The 13,896-nt window shown below is 66.0% G+C and carries 13 protein-coding genes and 1 pseudogene; 13 read left to right on the top strand and 1 reads right to left on the bottom strand.

The features are described 5' to 3' along the window. Nucleotides 1-23: 23 nt before the first annotated feature. From wecC to CFB34_RS02615, 6 genes are read left to right on the top strand one after another with little or no spacing between them, the layout of a single operon-like run. Nucleotides 24-1,268 (top strand): UDP-N-acetyl-D-mannosamine dehydrogenase, encoded by a 1,245-nt coding sequence (wecC, locus tag CFB34_RS02640; RefSeq protein ID WP_089443520.1) that lies wholly within the window; start codon nucleotides 24-26, stop codon nucleotides 1,266-1,268. Nucleotides 1,269-1,287: 19 nt separating this feature from the next. Continuing rightward, nucleotides 1,288-2,574 (top strand): hypothetical protein, encoded by a 1,287-nt coding sequence (locus CFB34_RS02635; RefSeq protein WP_089443519.1) that lies wholly within the window; start codon nucleotides 1,288-1,290, stop codon nucleotides 2,572-2,574. Continuing rightward, nucleotides 2,571-3,821 (top strand): hypothetical protein, encoded by a 1,251-nt coding sequence (locus CFB34_RS02630; protein WP_179243685.1) that lies wholly within the window; start codon nucleotides 2,571-2,573, stop codon nucleotides 3,819-3,821. Before CFB34_RS02635 ends, CFB34_RS02630 begins: the two co-directional genes overlap by 4 nt. After that, on the top strand, nucleotides 3,818-4,834 hold the full coding sequence (locus CFB34_RS02625) for a glycosyltransferase family 4 protein (RefSeq protein WP_179243686.1): 1,017 nt from the start codon (nucleotides 3,818-3,820) through the stop codon (nucleotides 4,832-4,834). The genes CFB34_RS02630 and CFB34_RS02625 overlap by 4 nt, the downstream gene beginning before the upstream one ends. After that, entirely contained in the window at nucleotides 4,831-5,595 is a 765-nt protein-coding gene (locus CFB34_RS02620) for a WecB/TagA/CpsF family glycosyltransferase (RefSeq protein ID WP_089443517.1), read from the top strand. Before CFB34_RS02625 ends, CFB34_RS02620 begins: the two co-directional genes overlap by 4 nt. Beyond that, on the top strand, nucleotides 5,585-6,334 hold the full coding sequence (locus tag CFB34_RS02615; protein WP_179266743.1) for a heparin lyase I family protein: 750 nt from the start codon (nucleotides 5,585-5,587) through the stop codon (nucleotides 6,332-6,334). The genes CFB34_RS02620 and CFB34_RS02615 overlap by 11 nt, the downstream gene beginning before the upstream one ends. 96 nt (nucleotides 6,335-6,430) lie before the next feature. On the opposite strand, the gene CFB34_RS02610 is transcribed toward CFB34_RS02615, so the two are convergent. After that, nucleotides 6,431-7,447, bottom strand: a complete 1,017-nt coding sequence (locus CFB34_RS02610) for a 1-aminocyclopropane-1-carboxylate deaminase (RefSeq protein ID WP_089443515.1) — start codon at nucleotides 7,445-7,447, stop codon at nucleotides 6,431-6,433. A 197-nt stretch (nucleotides 7,448-7,644) separates the two neighbouring features. Here CFB34_RS02610 and CFB34_RS02605 point away from each other — a divergent pair, with 197 nt between their 5' ends. The 7 genes and pseudogenes from CFB34_RS02605 (at nucleotide 7,645) to CFB34_RS02575 (ending at nucleotide 13,804) form a co-directional block, all read left to right on the top strand. Next, nucleotides 7,645-8,145, top strand: coding sequence for an Lrp/AsnC family transcriptional regulator (locus CFB34_RS02605; RefSeq protein ID WP_089443514.1), 501 nt, complete (start codon nucleotides 7,645-7,647; stop codon nucleotides 8,143-8,145). A gap of 201 nt (nucleotides 8,146-8,346) precedes the next feature. After that, a complete protein-coding gene (locus CFB34_RS02600) occupies nucleotides 8,347-9,423 on the top strand; it encodes a linear amide C-N hydrolase (protein WP_089443513.1) in 1,077 nt (358 codons plus the stop codon). A 235-nt stretch (nucleotides 9,424-9,658) separates the two neighbouring features. Beyond that, nucleotides 9,659-11,380, top strand: a complete 1,722-nt coding sequence (gene poxB / locus CFB34_RS02595) for a ubiquinone-dependent pyruvate dehydrogenase (RefSeq protein ID WP_089443512.1) — start codon at nucleotides 9,659-9,661, stop codon at nucleotides 11,378-11,380. 65 nt (nucleotides 11,381-11,445) lie between these two features. Next, complete coding sequence (locus CFB34_RS02590) at nucleotides 11,446-11,658, top strand: hypothetical protein (RefSeq protein WP_089443511.1); 213 nt, start codon at nucleotides 11,446-11,448, stop codon at nucleotides 11,656-11,658. Between the two features lie 10 nt (nucleotides 11,659-11,668). Then, a pseudogene (locus tag CFB34_RS02585) lies at nucleotides 11,669-11,773 on the top strand (aldo/keto reductase); the annotation flags it as partial. Nucleotides 11,774-11,944: 171 nt separating this feature from the next. Beyond that, nucleotides 11,945-12,937, top strand: a complete 993-nt coding sequence (locus tag CFB34_RS02580; RefSeq protein WP_006412423.1) for an IS5-like element ISBmu2 family transposase — start codon at nucleotides 11,945-11,947, stop codon at nucleotides 12,935-12,937. A gap of 276 nt (nucleotides 12,938-13,213) precedes the next feature. Next, complete coding sequence (locus tag CFB34_RS02575) at nucleotides 13,214-13,804, top strand: methyltransferase domain-containing protein (protein WP_089443509.1); 591 nt, start codon at nucleotides 13,214-13,216, stop codon at nucleotides 13,802-13,804. The last annotated feature ends 92 nt before the right edge of the window (nucleotides 13,805-13,896 follow it).

The raw sequence follows: 13,896 nt of genomic DNA, 5'->3' as shown, positions 1-13,896 counted from the left end.
CCCGAGTCTGGAGAACCCCATTCATGTCATTCGAAACCGTTTCCGTCATCGGGCTGGGCTATATCGGCCTGCCCACCGCAGCGGCGTTCGCCGCGCGTCGCAAGAGCGTGGTCGGCGTCGACGTGTCGCAACACGCGGTCGACACGATCAATCGCGGCCGGATCCATATCGTCGAGCCCGAACTGGACATGCTCGTGCAGGCGGCCGTGACGCAGGGCTACCTGCGCGCGACGACGGTGCCCGAGCCGGCCGACGCGTTCCTGATCGCGGTGCCGACGCCGTTCGCAGACGGCAACAAACCGGACCTGAGCTATATCGAGGCCGCGTGCCGGTCGATCGCGCCGGTGCTGAAGAAGGGCGACCTGGTGGTGCTGGAGTCGACTTCGCCGGTCGGCGCGACCGAACGGATGGCCGCATGGCTCGCCGAGCAGCGCCCGGACCTGACGTTCCCGCAACAGGCCGGCGAGCGGTCGGACATCCGTATCGCCCATTGCCCCGAACGCGTGCTGCCGGGCCATGTGGTGCGCGAACTCGTGGAGAACGACCGCGTGATCGGCGGGATGACGCGCAAATGCGGCGAGCGCGCGCAGGCGCTGTACGCGGTGTTCGTGCGCGGCGAATGCATCCTGACCGACGCGCGCACGGCCGAGATGTGCAAGCTCACCGAGAACGCGTTCCGCGACGTGAACATCGCGTTCGCGAACGAACTGTCGGTGATCTGCGACCAGCTCGACATCAACGTGTGGGAATTGATCCGGCTGGCGAACCGCCATCCGCGCGTCAGCGTGCTGCAGCCGGGGCCGGGCGTCGGCGGGCATTGCATCGCGGTCGATCCGTGGTTCATCGTCGATTCGGCGCCGGAGCATGCACGGTTGATCCGCACCGCGCGCAACGTGAACGACGCGAAGCCGCATTTCGTCTACGAGCGCGTGCGGCAGGCGGCGAGCCGGTTCCGCGAGCCGGTGATCGCGTGTCTCGGTCTCGCGTTCAAGGCGGATATCGACGATCTGCGCGAGAGCCCGGCGACGGCGATCGTCGAAGCGCTGGCCGAGCACGTCGATGCGACGCTGCTGGTCGTCGAGCCCAACATCGCCGTGTTGCCGGCCTCGCTCGAAGGACGGGTGCGGCTGTGCGACCTGAACACCGCGCTGGCCGAAGCCGACGTGATCGTCATCCTCGTCGATCACGCGCCCTTCCGGCGCATGGACCCGGTGCGGTTGCAAGCCCGTGTCGTGATCGACACACGCGGCGTGCTGGCGCGCGGCTAACGGTCCGGGCACGAACGTCATGTTGCGAAACGCCGATGCCGGAAAGCTGCTGGGCCGTCTTGAAGCGCTCGCCTGTACCGGGGCGCCCGGCCTTTATCGCGTGCTGACGTTCTGGGTCGTTCAGCGGATCTATTCGCTGGACGAACTGGGGCACGCCGCGGCCAATCTGGCGGTCGCGCAGATGATCGCCTTCTTCACGGCCATCGGCTGGGCGACGCTGATCCTGGTGCGCGTGCCGGCGAGCGACGGGCGGCAGGCGGCTCGTGGCGCGTTCTATTCGCTGGTGGCGATGGCGGGATGGACGACCGTGGTCGCGACGCTCGCGTGCGTGCTGGTGTCCGCGTCCGGTCTCGTCGCGTTCGACGTCGGCGGCGTGGTCGCGCTGATGTGGGGCTGGACCGTGTATCAGCTCGCACGGCATTTCTTCGTGTCATATCGCCGCTACCGGATCACGATCGCGTTCGACTGCGTGCTGATCGCGGGATCGTGCGCGCTGCTCCAGGCCGGCACGCGGCTCGACTATTCCGCGTCGCTGTGTCTCGCCGTCGCGCTGATCGGGGTGGGCGTCGCGATGTTCGTCGCGATCGGCGCGCCCGCCCGTCGCACGGTGTCGATGCGCATCGACGTGAAGGGGCTGCAGTTCGGACTGACCAATTTCCTGTCCGGCGGCATCGCGCTCGCGATCGTGCCGGCGGCGAAGGCGATGTGCGGCGCGTCGTTCGCGGGGATGCTGTCGCTGTTCTCGTCGGTGACGGCGGTCGGCAACCTGTTGCCGCGCGCGATCTCGCTCGCGCAATTGCCCGATCTCGTGAAGCGGAAGAAGGACCAGGTGCCGCTCGATGCGACGTTGGGCGCGATGCGGCGCAACATCGACCTGTCGAACCTGGTCGTGTTTGTCGCGAACCTCGCGATGGTGGCCGGGCTGACCTGGCACTACGGGCTGAACGGCAGCGGCGCGTACATGGCGCTCGCGGGCGGCGTGCTGCTGGCGATCCAGTGCGCGGCCGGCGTGCTCGGCGTCGTGAGCAGCAACGTGATGATGGCGTTCGAGCAGAGCGCGGCCACCGTGCGTATCAATATCGGCACCTCGGCGCTGTTCATCGTGCTGTTCGGCGGCAGCGTTGCGGTGGGCGGCGAAGCCGGGTTCTTCTGCATGCTGGCGGCCGCGGTGGCCGTGACGCTGCTCCGCAACGCGATCGTCGCGATGCAGGCGCGCCGCGTGTGCGCCGCGTACACGGAATCGATCGGGGCCGCGGATCGGACGGAGAGGCGGCCGGTGCCGGCGTCGTCGGGAGCGCGTCCATGAACGCGGCGAATCGGGCAGCGGCGGTCGTGCCGTGCCGTCGATCGCGGGTGGCCAGTCTCGGTGCCGGCCTGCTGGCGCTCGCGTTCGTCCTGTTTTGTGTGAGCGACACGCTGCTCACGCTCGACGACGATCGTTCTCCCCTCGTGAAAATGGGCGCGTTCGGCCTGGTGTTCGCGGCGATCCTGCTGCGTCCGCGCGTGCACCGGCTCGCCGGCGTCGCGCTTCCGATCGCCGTGTCGCTCTGCATCGGGATGCTGTTGACGTTCGACGCACGCGCGGGGGGCGAGGAACTCGTCCGCTTCCTCTTCCCGGTCGCGATCACGGTGGCGATCTTCCCGTACCGCGACCGGCTCGACGTGCTCGTCAAGACCTTCATCGCCGTGGTCGTGAGCAACGATCTGTTCCAGCTGTATTTCTACGTGTCGTATGCAACCGGATTGCCGCTGTTGATGCCGGTGCGGATCGACTCGGGCCTGTTCCTGCGCGCGCAGGGGTGGATGGGGTTCTTTTCCGAATTCAGCTTCATCAATTTCTGCGCGTTCCTGCTGTGCCGCTGGTACTGGAGCAGCCGTCGCGCGGCGATCGCTTCGTGGGGCTTCCTGTTCTTCGGGCTGCTCGGCTTCTCGTTCAAGCTGTTCGCGGCGCTGGCGTTCTATCCGTTCGTGAGAAACGTCAGGGACGTTCGCGCGTGGCTGGTTGCCGCCGGGATCGCGGGCACGATGCTCGTGCTGATGGCGATCGGCATGCTCGATTCGCTGTTTAAGGTCGGGATGGCGAAGATCCTGTTCTACGTCGTTGCCGGCAATTCGGCGCGCGCCGAATCCTATCGCGTGATGGTCGAGTCGATCCTCGACGGCAACCTGCTCGGCGAAGGGCTCGGCAGCTTCGGCGGCCCCGCGTCGGTGCGCTTCTCGTCGCCGCTTTACCAGGCCTATCACTTCGACTGGTACGGGCTCGGCGGGCTGTTGAAGACCACCGACACGTTCTATCCGCACCTGTTCGTCGAGATGGGCGTATTCGGCGCGATCGCATGGCTGGGTTTCGTGCTGTTCTACGGACAGCGGCGGCGCAAGCCGGCCGTCTGGTTCTACATCGTCGGCGCGTTCTGCTTCGACAACATCTTCTCGATGGCGTTGGTGTCGCCGTCTTACGTGTTTTCCGCGCTGCTGGCCATGTACGCGTTTTCCTGGGGGCGGCCGGGCGCCGCCCCGGCGTCTCGCGGCGGTGCGATGGAGGTCCGCTCATGAAAATTCTCGTCGTCACGAACATGTATCTCGGCAGCAATCACGCGAGCCCGTGGCAAGGCGTGTTCGTCACCGAGCAGGTCGAGGCGCTGCGGCGTTCCGGCGGCTGCACGGTCGACGTGCTCGTCATCGAAGGGTATCGCGACAGGCGCGAGTACCTGCGATCGATCGGGCACGTCTGGAAGGCGGCCCGAGCGGGCCGGTACGACGTCGTGCATTACCACTTCGGCCTGAGCGCGTGCTCCGCGCCGCTGGTGCGGTTGTTCACGCGGGCACGGGTCGTCATCACGTTCCACGGCACGGACATCCTCGGCCCGCTGTGGATGCGCGCGGTGTCGAAATCGATGGCCTGCTTCGCGCATGCGTGCATCGGCGTGAGCGCGGAAATTTCGGCGCGCCTGCGCGGGCGGCGGCGCCGCTGCGAGACGATTCCGTGTGCCGTCGACGAGACGGTCTTTTTCGCGCATCGCGACGATGCACGCACGGAATCCACGGCGCCGATCGTCGTCTTCCCGTCGTCGCCGAAGCGGCCGGAAAAGAACTATCCGCTGTTTGCGCAGGTGTTGCGGCAGCTTTCGGCGCAGCACGGCATCGAGGTGCAGGAGCGGCACATCGACGGACTCGATCGCGGCGAGGTGCGCGACCTGCTCGCGCGCGCCGCTTGCCTGCTGATGACATCGACCCGGGAAGGATCGCCTCAATCGGTCAAGGAAGCGATGGCGCTCGGCCTGCCGGTCGTGTCGGTCGATGTCGGCAACGTGCGGCACCTGCTCGACGGGGTGTCGCCGGGCATGGTGGTGTTCGACCACGACGCAGGCCGCCTTACCCACGAGCTCGCCGACGTGCTGAAGAATGGCACGCGATCCGACGGGCGCGCGCGGCTGGCCGCGCTCGGCTATTTTTCCGCGGAGGTATCGGCGAAGTTGAAGACGTTGTATGCATCGCTTCATCGGCCGTCCCGATTCGTCGGCGAGGGTGCGGATTCCGACAAACCTGATGGCGAGGTCACGCAATGAACCAGGCTGAATTCTTTTCATGTCCGATCCATCTGGTGTCGATGGACGAGACGGTGGACTGGATCGACGCGAGAGTGGAGGCGCGGCGCTTCACGCAGCATGTCGTCGTCAACGTCGCGAAGATCGTCAACCTGCAGCGCGATGCGGCGCTTGCCGCGTCGGTCCGGGAATGCGACATCGTCAACGTCGACGGCATGGGGGTGGTCTGGGGCGCACGGCTGCTCGGCATCCCGGTGCCGGAGCGCGTCGCGGGCGTCGATCTCTTCGAGCGGCTGCTGGCGCTGGCCGCAACGAAAGGGCTGCCGGTCTTTCTGCTCGGCGCGACGCAGGCGGTCGTGGAGCAGGTAGTCGAGGTGGCCGCCGCGCGCTATCCGCGATTGCCGATTGCCGGGTATCACCATGGCTATTTTCAGGATGACGAACAGGCGGTCGTGGACGATATCCGCCGCTCGGGCGCACGGCTGCTGTTCGTCGCGATCACGTCGCCGTACAAGGAGAACTTCATCAATCGCTGGAAATCGCAGCTGGGCGTCGATTTCGTGATGGGTGTCGGCGGGACGTTCGACGTGGTGGCGGGGAAGGTGAAGCGGGCACCGCCGTGGATGCAGCGCAGCGGCCTGGAATGGGCGTTCCGCGTGATCCAGGAACCGGGGAGGATGTGGAAGCGCTATCTGTCGACCAACACCCGGTTTCTTGCGATGCTGGCTTATGCGTTCGTGTGCCGGTCGTTCCGGCGAATGGGAGGAGGCAATGCGCAGTAGAGCAGTGGTCGCCGCGTGCATGTTCGCGGCATCTGTGTGTCAGGCGAGCCCGGAAAGCGGCGCGCGCAACGAAATGGCGTTCTATCGATCGGACTGGGCGAGCGGGATCGATCCGCGGCTTCGGCTGCAGGAGCCGGCGCCGCAGAACATCACGATTGCCGGCATTCGCGGCGCATTGCTGAAGGTGACGATGCGCCGCTCGCAGGACTTCAGCGGCGTGGCGAGCGGGACGCCGCGCTCGGAGGTCAGTTTCGCCCCGGTGTTTCGCTTCATCAACGGCCACGACTATGAAGTGAGCTGGTCGACGGAGATCCCTGCCGATTACCGGTTCGATTCCCGGCAGCCCGAACTCATCGCGCAACTGCACCAGGGCGGCAGCGACGGGTCGCCGCCGTTCGCGCTGCTGCTGAACGACGGGAAATACGAAGTGGACGTGCGCGGTGCGCCGGGCACGCCGAGCCAGTCGTTCGCGTTCGGCGACCCGGCGGCGGACAAGGGGCAGCCGGTATCGTGGGTGTTGCGGTACCGGCCGGATGGCAGCGGCGCCGACGCGCTGACCGAGGTGTACCGGAATGGCAAACGCGTCGTGCACGTCGCGGGCGTTCCCAATGCCTATCCGGGCGACCGCGACGCCTACTTCAAGCTCGGCCTCTACAAATGGTGGTGGAAGACCCGCCCGTCCGACGTGACCGAGCGGACGATCTATTACGGCGACATCGAGATGAAGGAACTGCGCTAGGCCGCGTGCAAAGTCGAACCGGGCGCGTGTTGCACCGGTTCGACGGAAACCCGGAACCGGTGCGGTCGGCGCGTATCGCGGCTCCGGCCGACGTTGTCACCCGTTCCGGAAGATCTCGCTGTATGCGCTCAACGCCGGCACGCCGCCGAGATGCGCATACAGCACTTTCGACCCCGGCTCGAATTCGCCGAGCCGCACCTTGTCGATCATCCCGTGCATCGATTTCCCCTCGTACACCGGATCGGTCAGCATGCCTTCGAGCCGCGCGCACAGGCGAATCGCTTCGAGCGTGCCGTCGTTCGGCAGCCCGTATTCGGGGCCGGCGTAGCGTGTGTCGAGCACCACGTCGGCTTCAGTGATCGGCCGGCCGAGATCGACGAGTTCGGCCGTGTGCCGCGCGATGCGCGTGATCTGCTCGTGCGTGCGCTCGGGCGTGGCCGACGCGTCGATCCCGATCACGCGGTCGGCGCGACCGTCGGCCGCGAAGCCGACGACCATGCCCGCCTGGGTGCTGCCCGTGACCGAGCACACGACGATGTAGTCGAACTTGAAGCCGAGTTGCGCCTCCTGCGCCCGCACTTCTTCCGCGAAGCCGACGAAGCCGAGCCCGCCGAGCGGATGTTCGGAACAGCCGGCCGGAATCGGGTAAGGCTTGCCGCCCGCCTGCCGCACGCTCTCCATCGCCTCTTCCCAGCTGCGGCGAATGCCGATGTCGAAGCCGTCGGACACGAGCCGTACGTCCGCGCCCATCATGCGCGACAGCTGGATGTTGCCGACCCGGTCGTACACCGGATCTTCGTAGTTGACCCAGTGCTCCTGCACGAGCACGCATTTCATCCCGAGATGCGCGGCGACGGCCGCGACCTGGCGCGTCTGGTTCGATTGCACGCCGCCGATCGACACGAGCGTATCCGCGCCCTGCGCGAGCGCATCGGGGACGAGGTATTCGAGCTTGCGCGTCTTGTTGCCGCCGAATGCGAGGCCGCTGTTGCAGTCCTCGCGCTTCGCGTACAGCTCGACCTTGCCGCCGAGGTGCGCGCTCAGGCGCTTGAGCGGCTGGATCGGCGTCGGGCCGAACGTGAGCGGATAACGGGTAAAACGTTGCAGGTTCATCGGCGGGCTCCGGAAAGCGGTGGACAGGGCGGGAAATCGAATCGTTCGGGCGCGGCCGGCAGGCCGGGTGCCGACGAGAAAAATGGTAGGCGGAAGCGGGAGAAATGAGCTTGCGAAATCAATTGCGACGGCCTACGTTATCGACGATATGAGAGTGCGATAAGCAATTTGGAGTCGTTGAACAGGAGGATGACGCAATGAAATTAGATCGAAGCCGCGCATCGCCGGCCGACACCGCACCGGCGCTCGACCGCATCGACCGCGCGATCCTGCGGCAACTGCAGCAGGACGCGTCGATCTCCAATGTGAGCCTCGCGGCGAAAGTGAAGCTGAGCGCGCCGGCGTGCCTGCGGCGCGTCGAGCGGTTGAAGGACATGGGGCTGATCCGCGGCATCGTCGCGCTGCTCGACCCGAAGCCGCTCGGCGCGGGGATGCTGGTCGTGATCGGCTTCGTGCTCGACCGCTCGACGCCGGAAGCGTTCGCCGCGTTCGAGCAGGCCGCGCAGAAGGTGTCGGGGTGCATCGAATGCCACGTCGTGACGGGGGAGTTCGACTACTTCATGCTCGTGCGCACGCGTGACAACGACAGCTTCAACCGGTTGCACGCCGAGCAGTTGCTGTACCTGCCGGGGGTGCGGCAGGTGCGTTCGTTCATGGTGCTCAAGGAGATTCTTTCGACGCATGCGCTGCCGTTGTGAACGCGCGGCGGCGTGCGGCAGGCCGGGTGCGGCGCGGTGCGCGCGGTCCCGGGCCGCGGCCGGCTTGACGTTGCCGGTTGCTGCACCGATGATGCCTGTCCAACAACCCGCGAGAGGCGCTCGATCGTCCGGCCGAGTCGCCCCGCACGGTGCGGTCTGCCGCCCGGCGGCTGCACGATTTCCGATACGAGGGCTCACCACATGGTTTCCGTTCGTTCCGGTTTTGCGGTGCGCGCGCTGAGCGCGGCCGGGCTGGCCGCCGCGCTGTCGATCGCCGCGCCTGCCGTCGATGCATGCACGCGTCTCGTCTATCTCGGTGAAGGCGGCAACGTGATCACCGCACGGTCGATGGACTGGAAGGCCGACATCGGCACCAACCTCTACATTCTGCCGCGCGGGATGCATCGCGACGGCAAGGCCGGCCCGAACTCGATCCGCTGGACGTCGAAATACGGCTCGGTCGTCGCGACGGGCTACGACGTGTCGACCACCGACGGCGCGAACGAAGCGGGGCTCGTCGCGAACGCGCTGTGGCTGACGGAGTCGCAATATCCGGCGTTCGACGCCGGCAGCAAGCCGGGCCTGACGATCGCCGCGTGGGCGCAGTTCGTGCTGGACAACTACGCGACGGTTGCGGAGGCCGTCGCGGCACTCGAGCAGCAGCCGTTCACGATCGTCACCGACAAGGTGCCGGGTGAGGAGCGCCTGGCCACGCTGCACCTGTCGCTGTCGGACGCGTCCGGCGACAGCGCGATCGTCGAGTACATCGGCGGGCGGCAGGTGATCCATCACGGCCGGCAGTATCAGGTGATGACGAATTCGCCGACCTACGACCAGCAGCTCGCGCTCGATGCGTACTGGAAGCAGATCGGCGGCACGGTCATGTTGCCGGGGACCAACCGCGCGGCCGACCGGTTCGCGCGCGCGTCGTTCTACGTCAACGCGATTCCGAAGCGGGGCGAGCCGAACCGCACGCTCGCGAGCGTGTTCGGCGTGATTCGCAGCGTGTCGGTGCCGTATGGCCTGTCGACGCCGGACCAGCCGGAGATTTCGTCGACCCGCTGGCGCACCGTGTACGACCACCAGCGCAAGCTGTATTTTTTCGAATCGGCGCTGACGCCGAACACGTTCTGGGTCGACCTGAAGAAGATCGATTTTTCCGCGGCCACCGGCAAGGTGAAGAAGCTCGATCTCGGGCCGAACCAGGATCACACGTTCGCGGGGGACGCGACCGGCGCGTTCGTCGAGTCGCAGCCGTTCGAGTTCCTGGGGCTGTGACGAGGGCGGGTTGCACGCCGGCGACGGATGTCGCATCCGATCCCGGACGGTTGTCCGTGTCGCTTGCGTGACAACCACCCGACGCGGCCGAAAGGGACCGAACGCAACGCGCGCAGGGGTATTGCACGTTCACGACACGGCGCGAAACGATCGCGTATGCTCATCCGTTCGGTGGCGCAGGCGGCCACCGCAGCCGGTTCATTCGTGTGACGACCCATCAACGAGCGAGGACAGCATGGCCAAACAGACGATGGCGGAATATCTGGCGAAGACGCTGGCGGCAGCAGGCGTCGAGCGCATCTGGGGCGTGACGGGCGACAGCCTGAACGGCCTGTCGTTCAGCCTGGGCCAGATCGGCTCGATCCGCTGGATGCATACGCGGCACGAGGAAAGCGCCGCGTTCGCGGCCGGCGCGGATGCCGCGTCGACCGGGCGGCTCGCGGTGTGCGCGGGCAGCTGCGGCCCCGGCAACCTGCACCTGATCAACGGGTTGTACGACTGCCACCGCAATCACCAGCCGGTGCTCGCGATCGCCGCGCACATTCCGTCTACCGAGATCGGCCTCGGCTACTTCCAGGAAACCCATCCGCAGGAGCTGTTCCGCGAATGCAGCCATTTCGCGGAGCTCGTGACGAACGCGTCGCAGTTCCCGCGCGTGCTCGCGCGCGCGATGCGCACCGCGATCGAGGAACGCGGCGTGGCCGTGATCGTGCTGCCGGGCGACATCGCACTCGGCGACGGCCCGGAAGAAGCGCCCGCGTGGAGCGAATCGTCACCGCCGTCGATCCTGCCGGCCGACGCCGATCTCGACCGGCTCGCGGCGCTGCTCAACGCATCCGACGCGGTCACGCTGCTGTGCGGCAGCGGCACGCAGGGCGCGCACGACGAGGTGGTCGCGCTGGCCGACACGCTCGGTGCGCCGGTCGTGCATGCGCTGCGCGGCAAGCCGTTCGTCGAATGGGATAACCCGTTCGATGTCGGGATGACGGGGCTGATCGGTTTCAGTTCGGGCTATCACGCGATGGAATCGTGCGACACGCTGTTGATGCTCGGCACGGATTTCCCGTACCGGCCGTTCTATCCGTCGAACGCGAAGATTGCCCAGATTGACTGGAAGGGCTCGCAACTCGGCCATCGCGCGCCGCTCGCGCTCGGTCTCGTCGGCACCGTGAAGGAAACGATCGCGGCGCTGCTGCCGCGCTTGACGCGCAAGACCCAGCGGCGCTTCCTCGAGAACGCGCTGAAGCACTATGCGGCCGCGCGCAAGGGCCTCGACGATCTCGCGGTGGCCGAGCCGCCGGGCCGCGCGATCCATCCGCAATACCTGACGAAGATCGTCGACGAAGTCGCGGCGGAAGACGCGATCTTCACGGCCGACGTCGGCACGCCCACGCTGTGGGCCGCGCGCTACCTGACGATGAACGGCAAGCGGCAACTGCACGGCTCGTTCAATCACGGGTCGATGGCGAACGCGATGCCGCAGGCGCTCGGCGCACAGGGCGCGCATCCGGGGCGGCAGGTGGTGTCGTTGTCGGGTGATGGCGGGCTGTCGATGCTGCTCGGCGATCTGCTGACCGTGCGACAGCTCAAGCTGCCGATCAAGATCGTCGTGTACAACAACAGCCTGCTCGGCTTCGTGTCGATGGAGCTGAAGGCAGCCGGCTATCTCGACACGAACGTCGACCTGAGCCCGACCGACTTCGCGGCGATCGCGAAGGGGGCGGGCATCTTCAGCGTGCGCGTCGAGCATTCGGAGAACGTCGAGGAAGCGCTGCGCATGGCGTTCGCGCATGACGGGCCGGCGGTCGTCGACGTCGTCACGTCGAAGTACGAGCTCGCGATGCCGCCGAAGATCGAACTCGCGCATGCGAAGGGCTTCAGCCTGTTCATGCTGCGCGCGATCCTCAGCGGGCGCGGCGACGAGATCGTCGAGCTGGCGAGAACCAACCTGCGGTAATACGGTGCCGCGCGCGATGCTGTGGGCAGCGTGCGCGGCGTGACGCATTGAACAACACAAGCAACATGGCAATCGAGATTCGCGCCTACGAGGCATCCGACCTGCGCACGCTGTCGTCTATCTGGTTCGATGCGTCGCTGCTCGATCTGGAGGTGTATGCCGACAATCGCGATGCCCGCGCGTTCCATGCACGGCTCGGCTTCGACGAAATTTCGCGGCGCGACGAGGACGACGAAGGCCTGCCGTTCGCGAACATCCTGATGCGCGCGACGCGCTGAACGAACGGGCATGCTGACGGCCGGCGATATCGCCGCAATCGAGACCGCACTGCAGCAAATCAGGATCGTCGGCGAGCGCTATCCCGCGCATTTCCAGCAGCGCATCGACCGCTGACCGGGCGCGTGCCAGCTGATCCGGCACGAATTGGTCAGGCAAATCAGGGTCAATCTTCACGTCAGCTTAAGTTTGCGTTTCCTAGGGAAACGCTGATTTATTCGGCTCGGCGGTCATCGCAGACGTAGCCGAGGACGTTTAGAAGACAGCTCACGGAACGGACCCACGACGATGAAGAGGCAGATCGGCTTCGCGGAAGCGGAAATTGCAGGCAAGAAGCGAGTGACGAGGCGCCAACGCTTCCTGGAAGAGATGGAGAAGGTCGTTCCGTGGCAGCGCTTGCTGTCGGCCATCGAACCGCACTATCCGAAGGGCACGCGAGGTCGCCCGCCGATTGGCCTTGAGCGGATGCTGCGAATCTACTTCGTGCAACAGTGGTACGGACTGTCGGACGAAGGACTGGAAGACGCGCTGTATGACAGCATCACGCTGCGAGCCTTCGCCGGCATCGATCTGGCGATCGAGAACGTGCCTGATGCAACCACGCTGTTGAAGTTCCGGCGCCTGCTGATCGAACACGAACTGACACGGAAGTTGTTCGACGAGATTGGCATCTCGCTGTGCGAGCGTGGGCTGATGATGAAGGAAGGCACGCTGGTTGACGCGACGATCATTGAAGCGCCGCCGTCGACCAAGAATGCCGGGAAGAGCCGTGACCCGGAAATGCATCAAACGAAGAAGGGCAACGAATGGCACTTTGGCATGAAAGCCCACATTGGCGTCGACGCCGACTCGGGCCTGATTCACAGTGTGGTTGGCACGGCGGCCAACGTGTCGGATGTATCGCAAGCTCATGCCCTGCTGCACGGGCATGAAGAGCAGGTGTTCGCCGACGCGGGCTACATTGGCGTCGACAAGCGCGAGGAAATGGCGGGCAAGGCCGTGAAGTGGCACGTCGCTGCCAGGCGGGGAAAGATCAAGGCGATGCAAGAAGGAGCGCTGAAGGACCTGGTGATCGCGCTCGAGCGAACCAAGGCGCAGATCCGTTCGCGGGTTGAGCATCCGTTTCATATCGTCAAGAATCTGTTTCAGCATCGCAAGACCCGATACAAGGGCTTGGCCAAGAACACCGCGCAACTGTTCAGCCTGTTCGCTCTGGCGAATCTGGTGATTGCGCGAAATCTGTTGCGATCGGTCCATGGGAGCAGTCCGTCATGCGTATGAAAAATGCGAGCAGGGGAGGCTCGCTTACGCGCCAAATTCACTGAATTGAGCGCCGATTCGCTTCGTCATCCAGAAAATTTGAAGCCATCTCGCCTGCAACTTCGGAAGTTGGTCCATTGATCAGCGTTTCCCTAGAATCGATTGACCGTCGCGTGTACAGCGACGGACCGATTCGTCCAGGAGGATGCGCATGCCCACCCCCCGTGTCGCCGTAGCCCTGTTCCACGACGCCATCGGCACGTCGAGGCCGATGGTGCAACCGCTCGAGGCCCGCCGATGATGTGGCCGAACGCGTGGCGTGTCTCGGCACTGTTCGTGCGCGAGTGGGTCGGCCGTCCGGCCGCGGTGGGTGCGTTGTGCCCGAGTTCGCGGCAGCTGGCGCGCGAAATGGCCGACGCGGTGCCGGACGGCGACGGGCTGGTCGTCGAGCTCGGCGGCGGCACCGGCGCGATCACCGCGGCGTTGCTCGAACGCGGTGTCGCGCCGCGGCGGCTCGTGGTGGTCGAGCGTTCGCCGGCATTCGTCCAGCATCTGCGGCGACGCTTTCCGGGCATCACGATCGTGTCGGGCGACGCGCGGCAGCTCGAGCGGCTGCTGCCGCCCGATGCACGCGTCGACGCGATCGTGTCGTGCCTGCCGCTGCGCACGCTGCCGCGTCAGGACGTGACGGCCATCATCGACCAGTGCCATCGCGTGCTGTCCGCCGACGGCGTGATGATCCAGTTCACGTACGACCTGCGGCCGCCCGGCCGTCATCCGCTCGGCGATTCGGCATTCGTTGCCTGCGGCAGCCGGATCGTGTGGGCAAACATACCGCCTGCGCGCATCGTGACCGTGCGTAGCCTCACCGCCGAACACGCGGGGTGACGTCGTCGCGTGTGGGGCGCCCGATCGTGGCGCCTCGCTCTAGCCTTTCATAAATCCTTCTAATCCTTCCAATTTCCATTCATATTGCCGTC

The organism is Burkholderia sp. HI4860 (assembly GCF_002223045.2).
Classification (GTDB): Bacteria; Pseudomonadota; Gammaproteobacteria; order Burkholderiales; family Burkholderiaceae; genus Burkholderia.
Note: the sequence above shows the minus strand (reverse complement) of the source record. Positions and strands in the feature narration are given on the sequence as shown.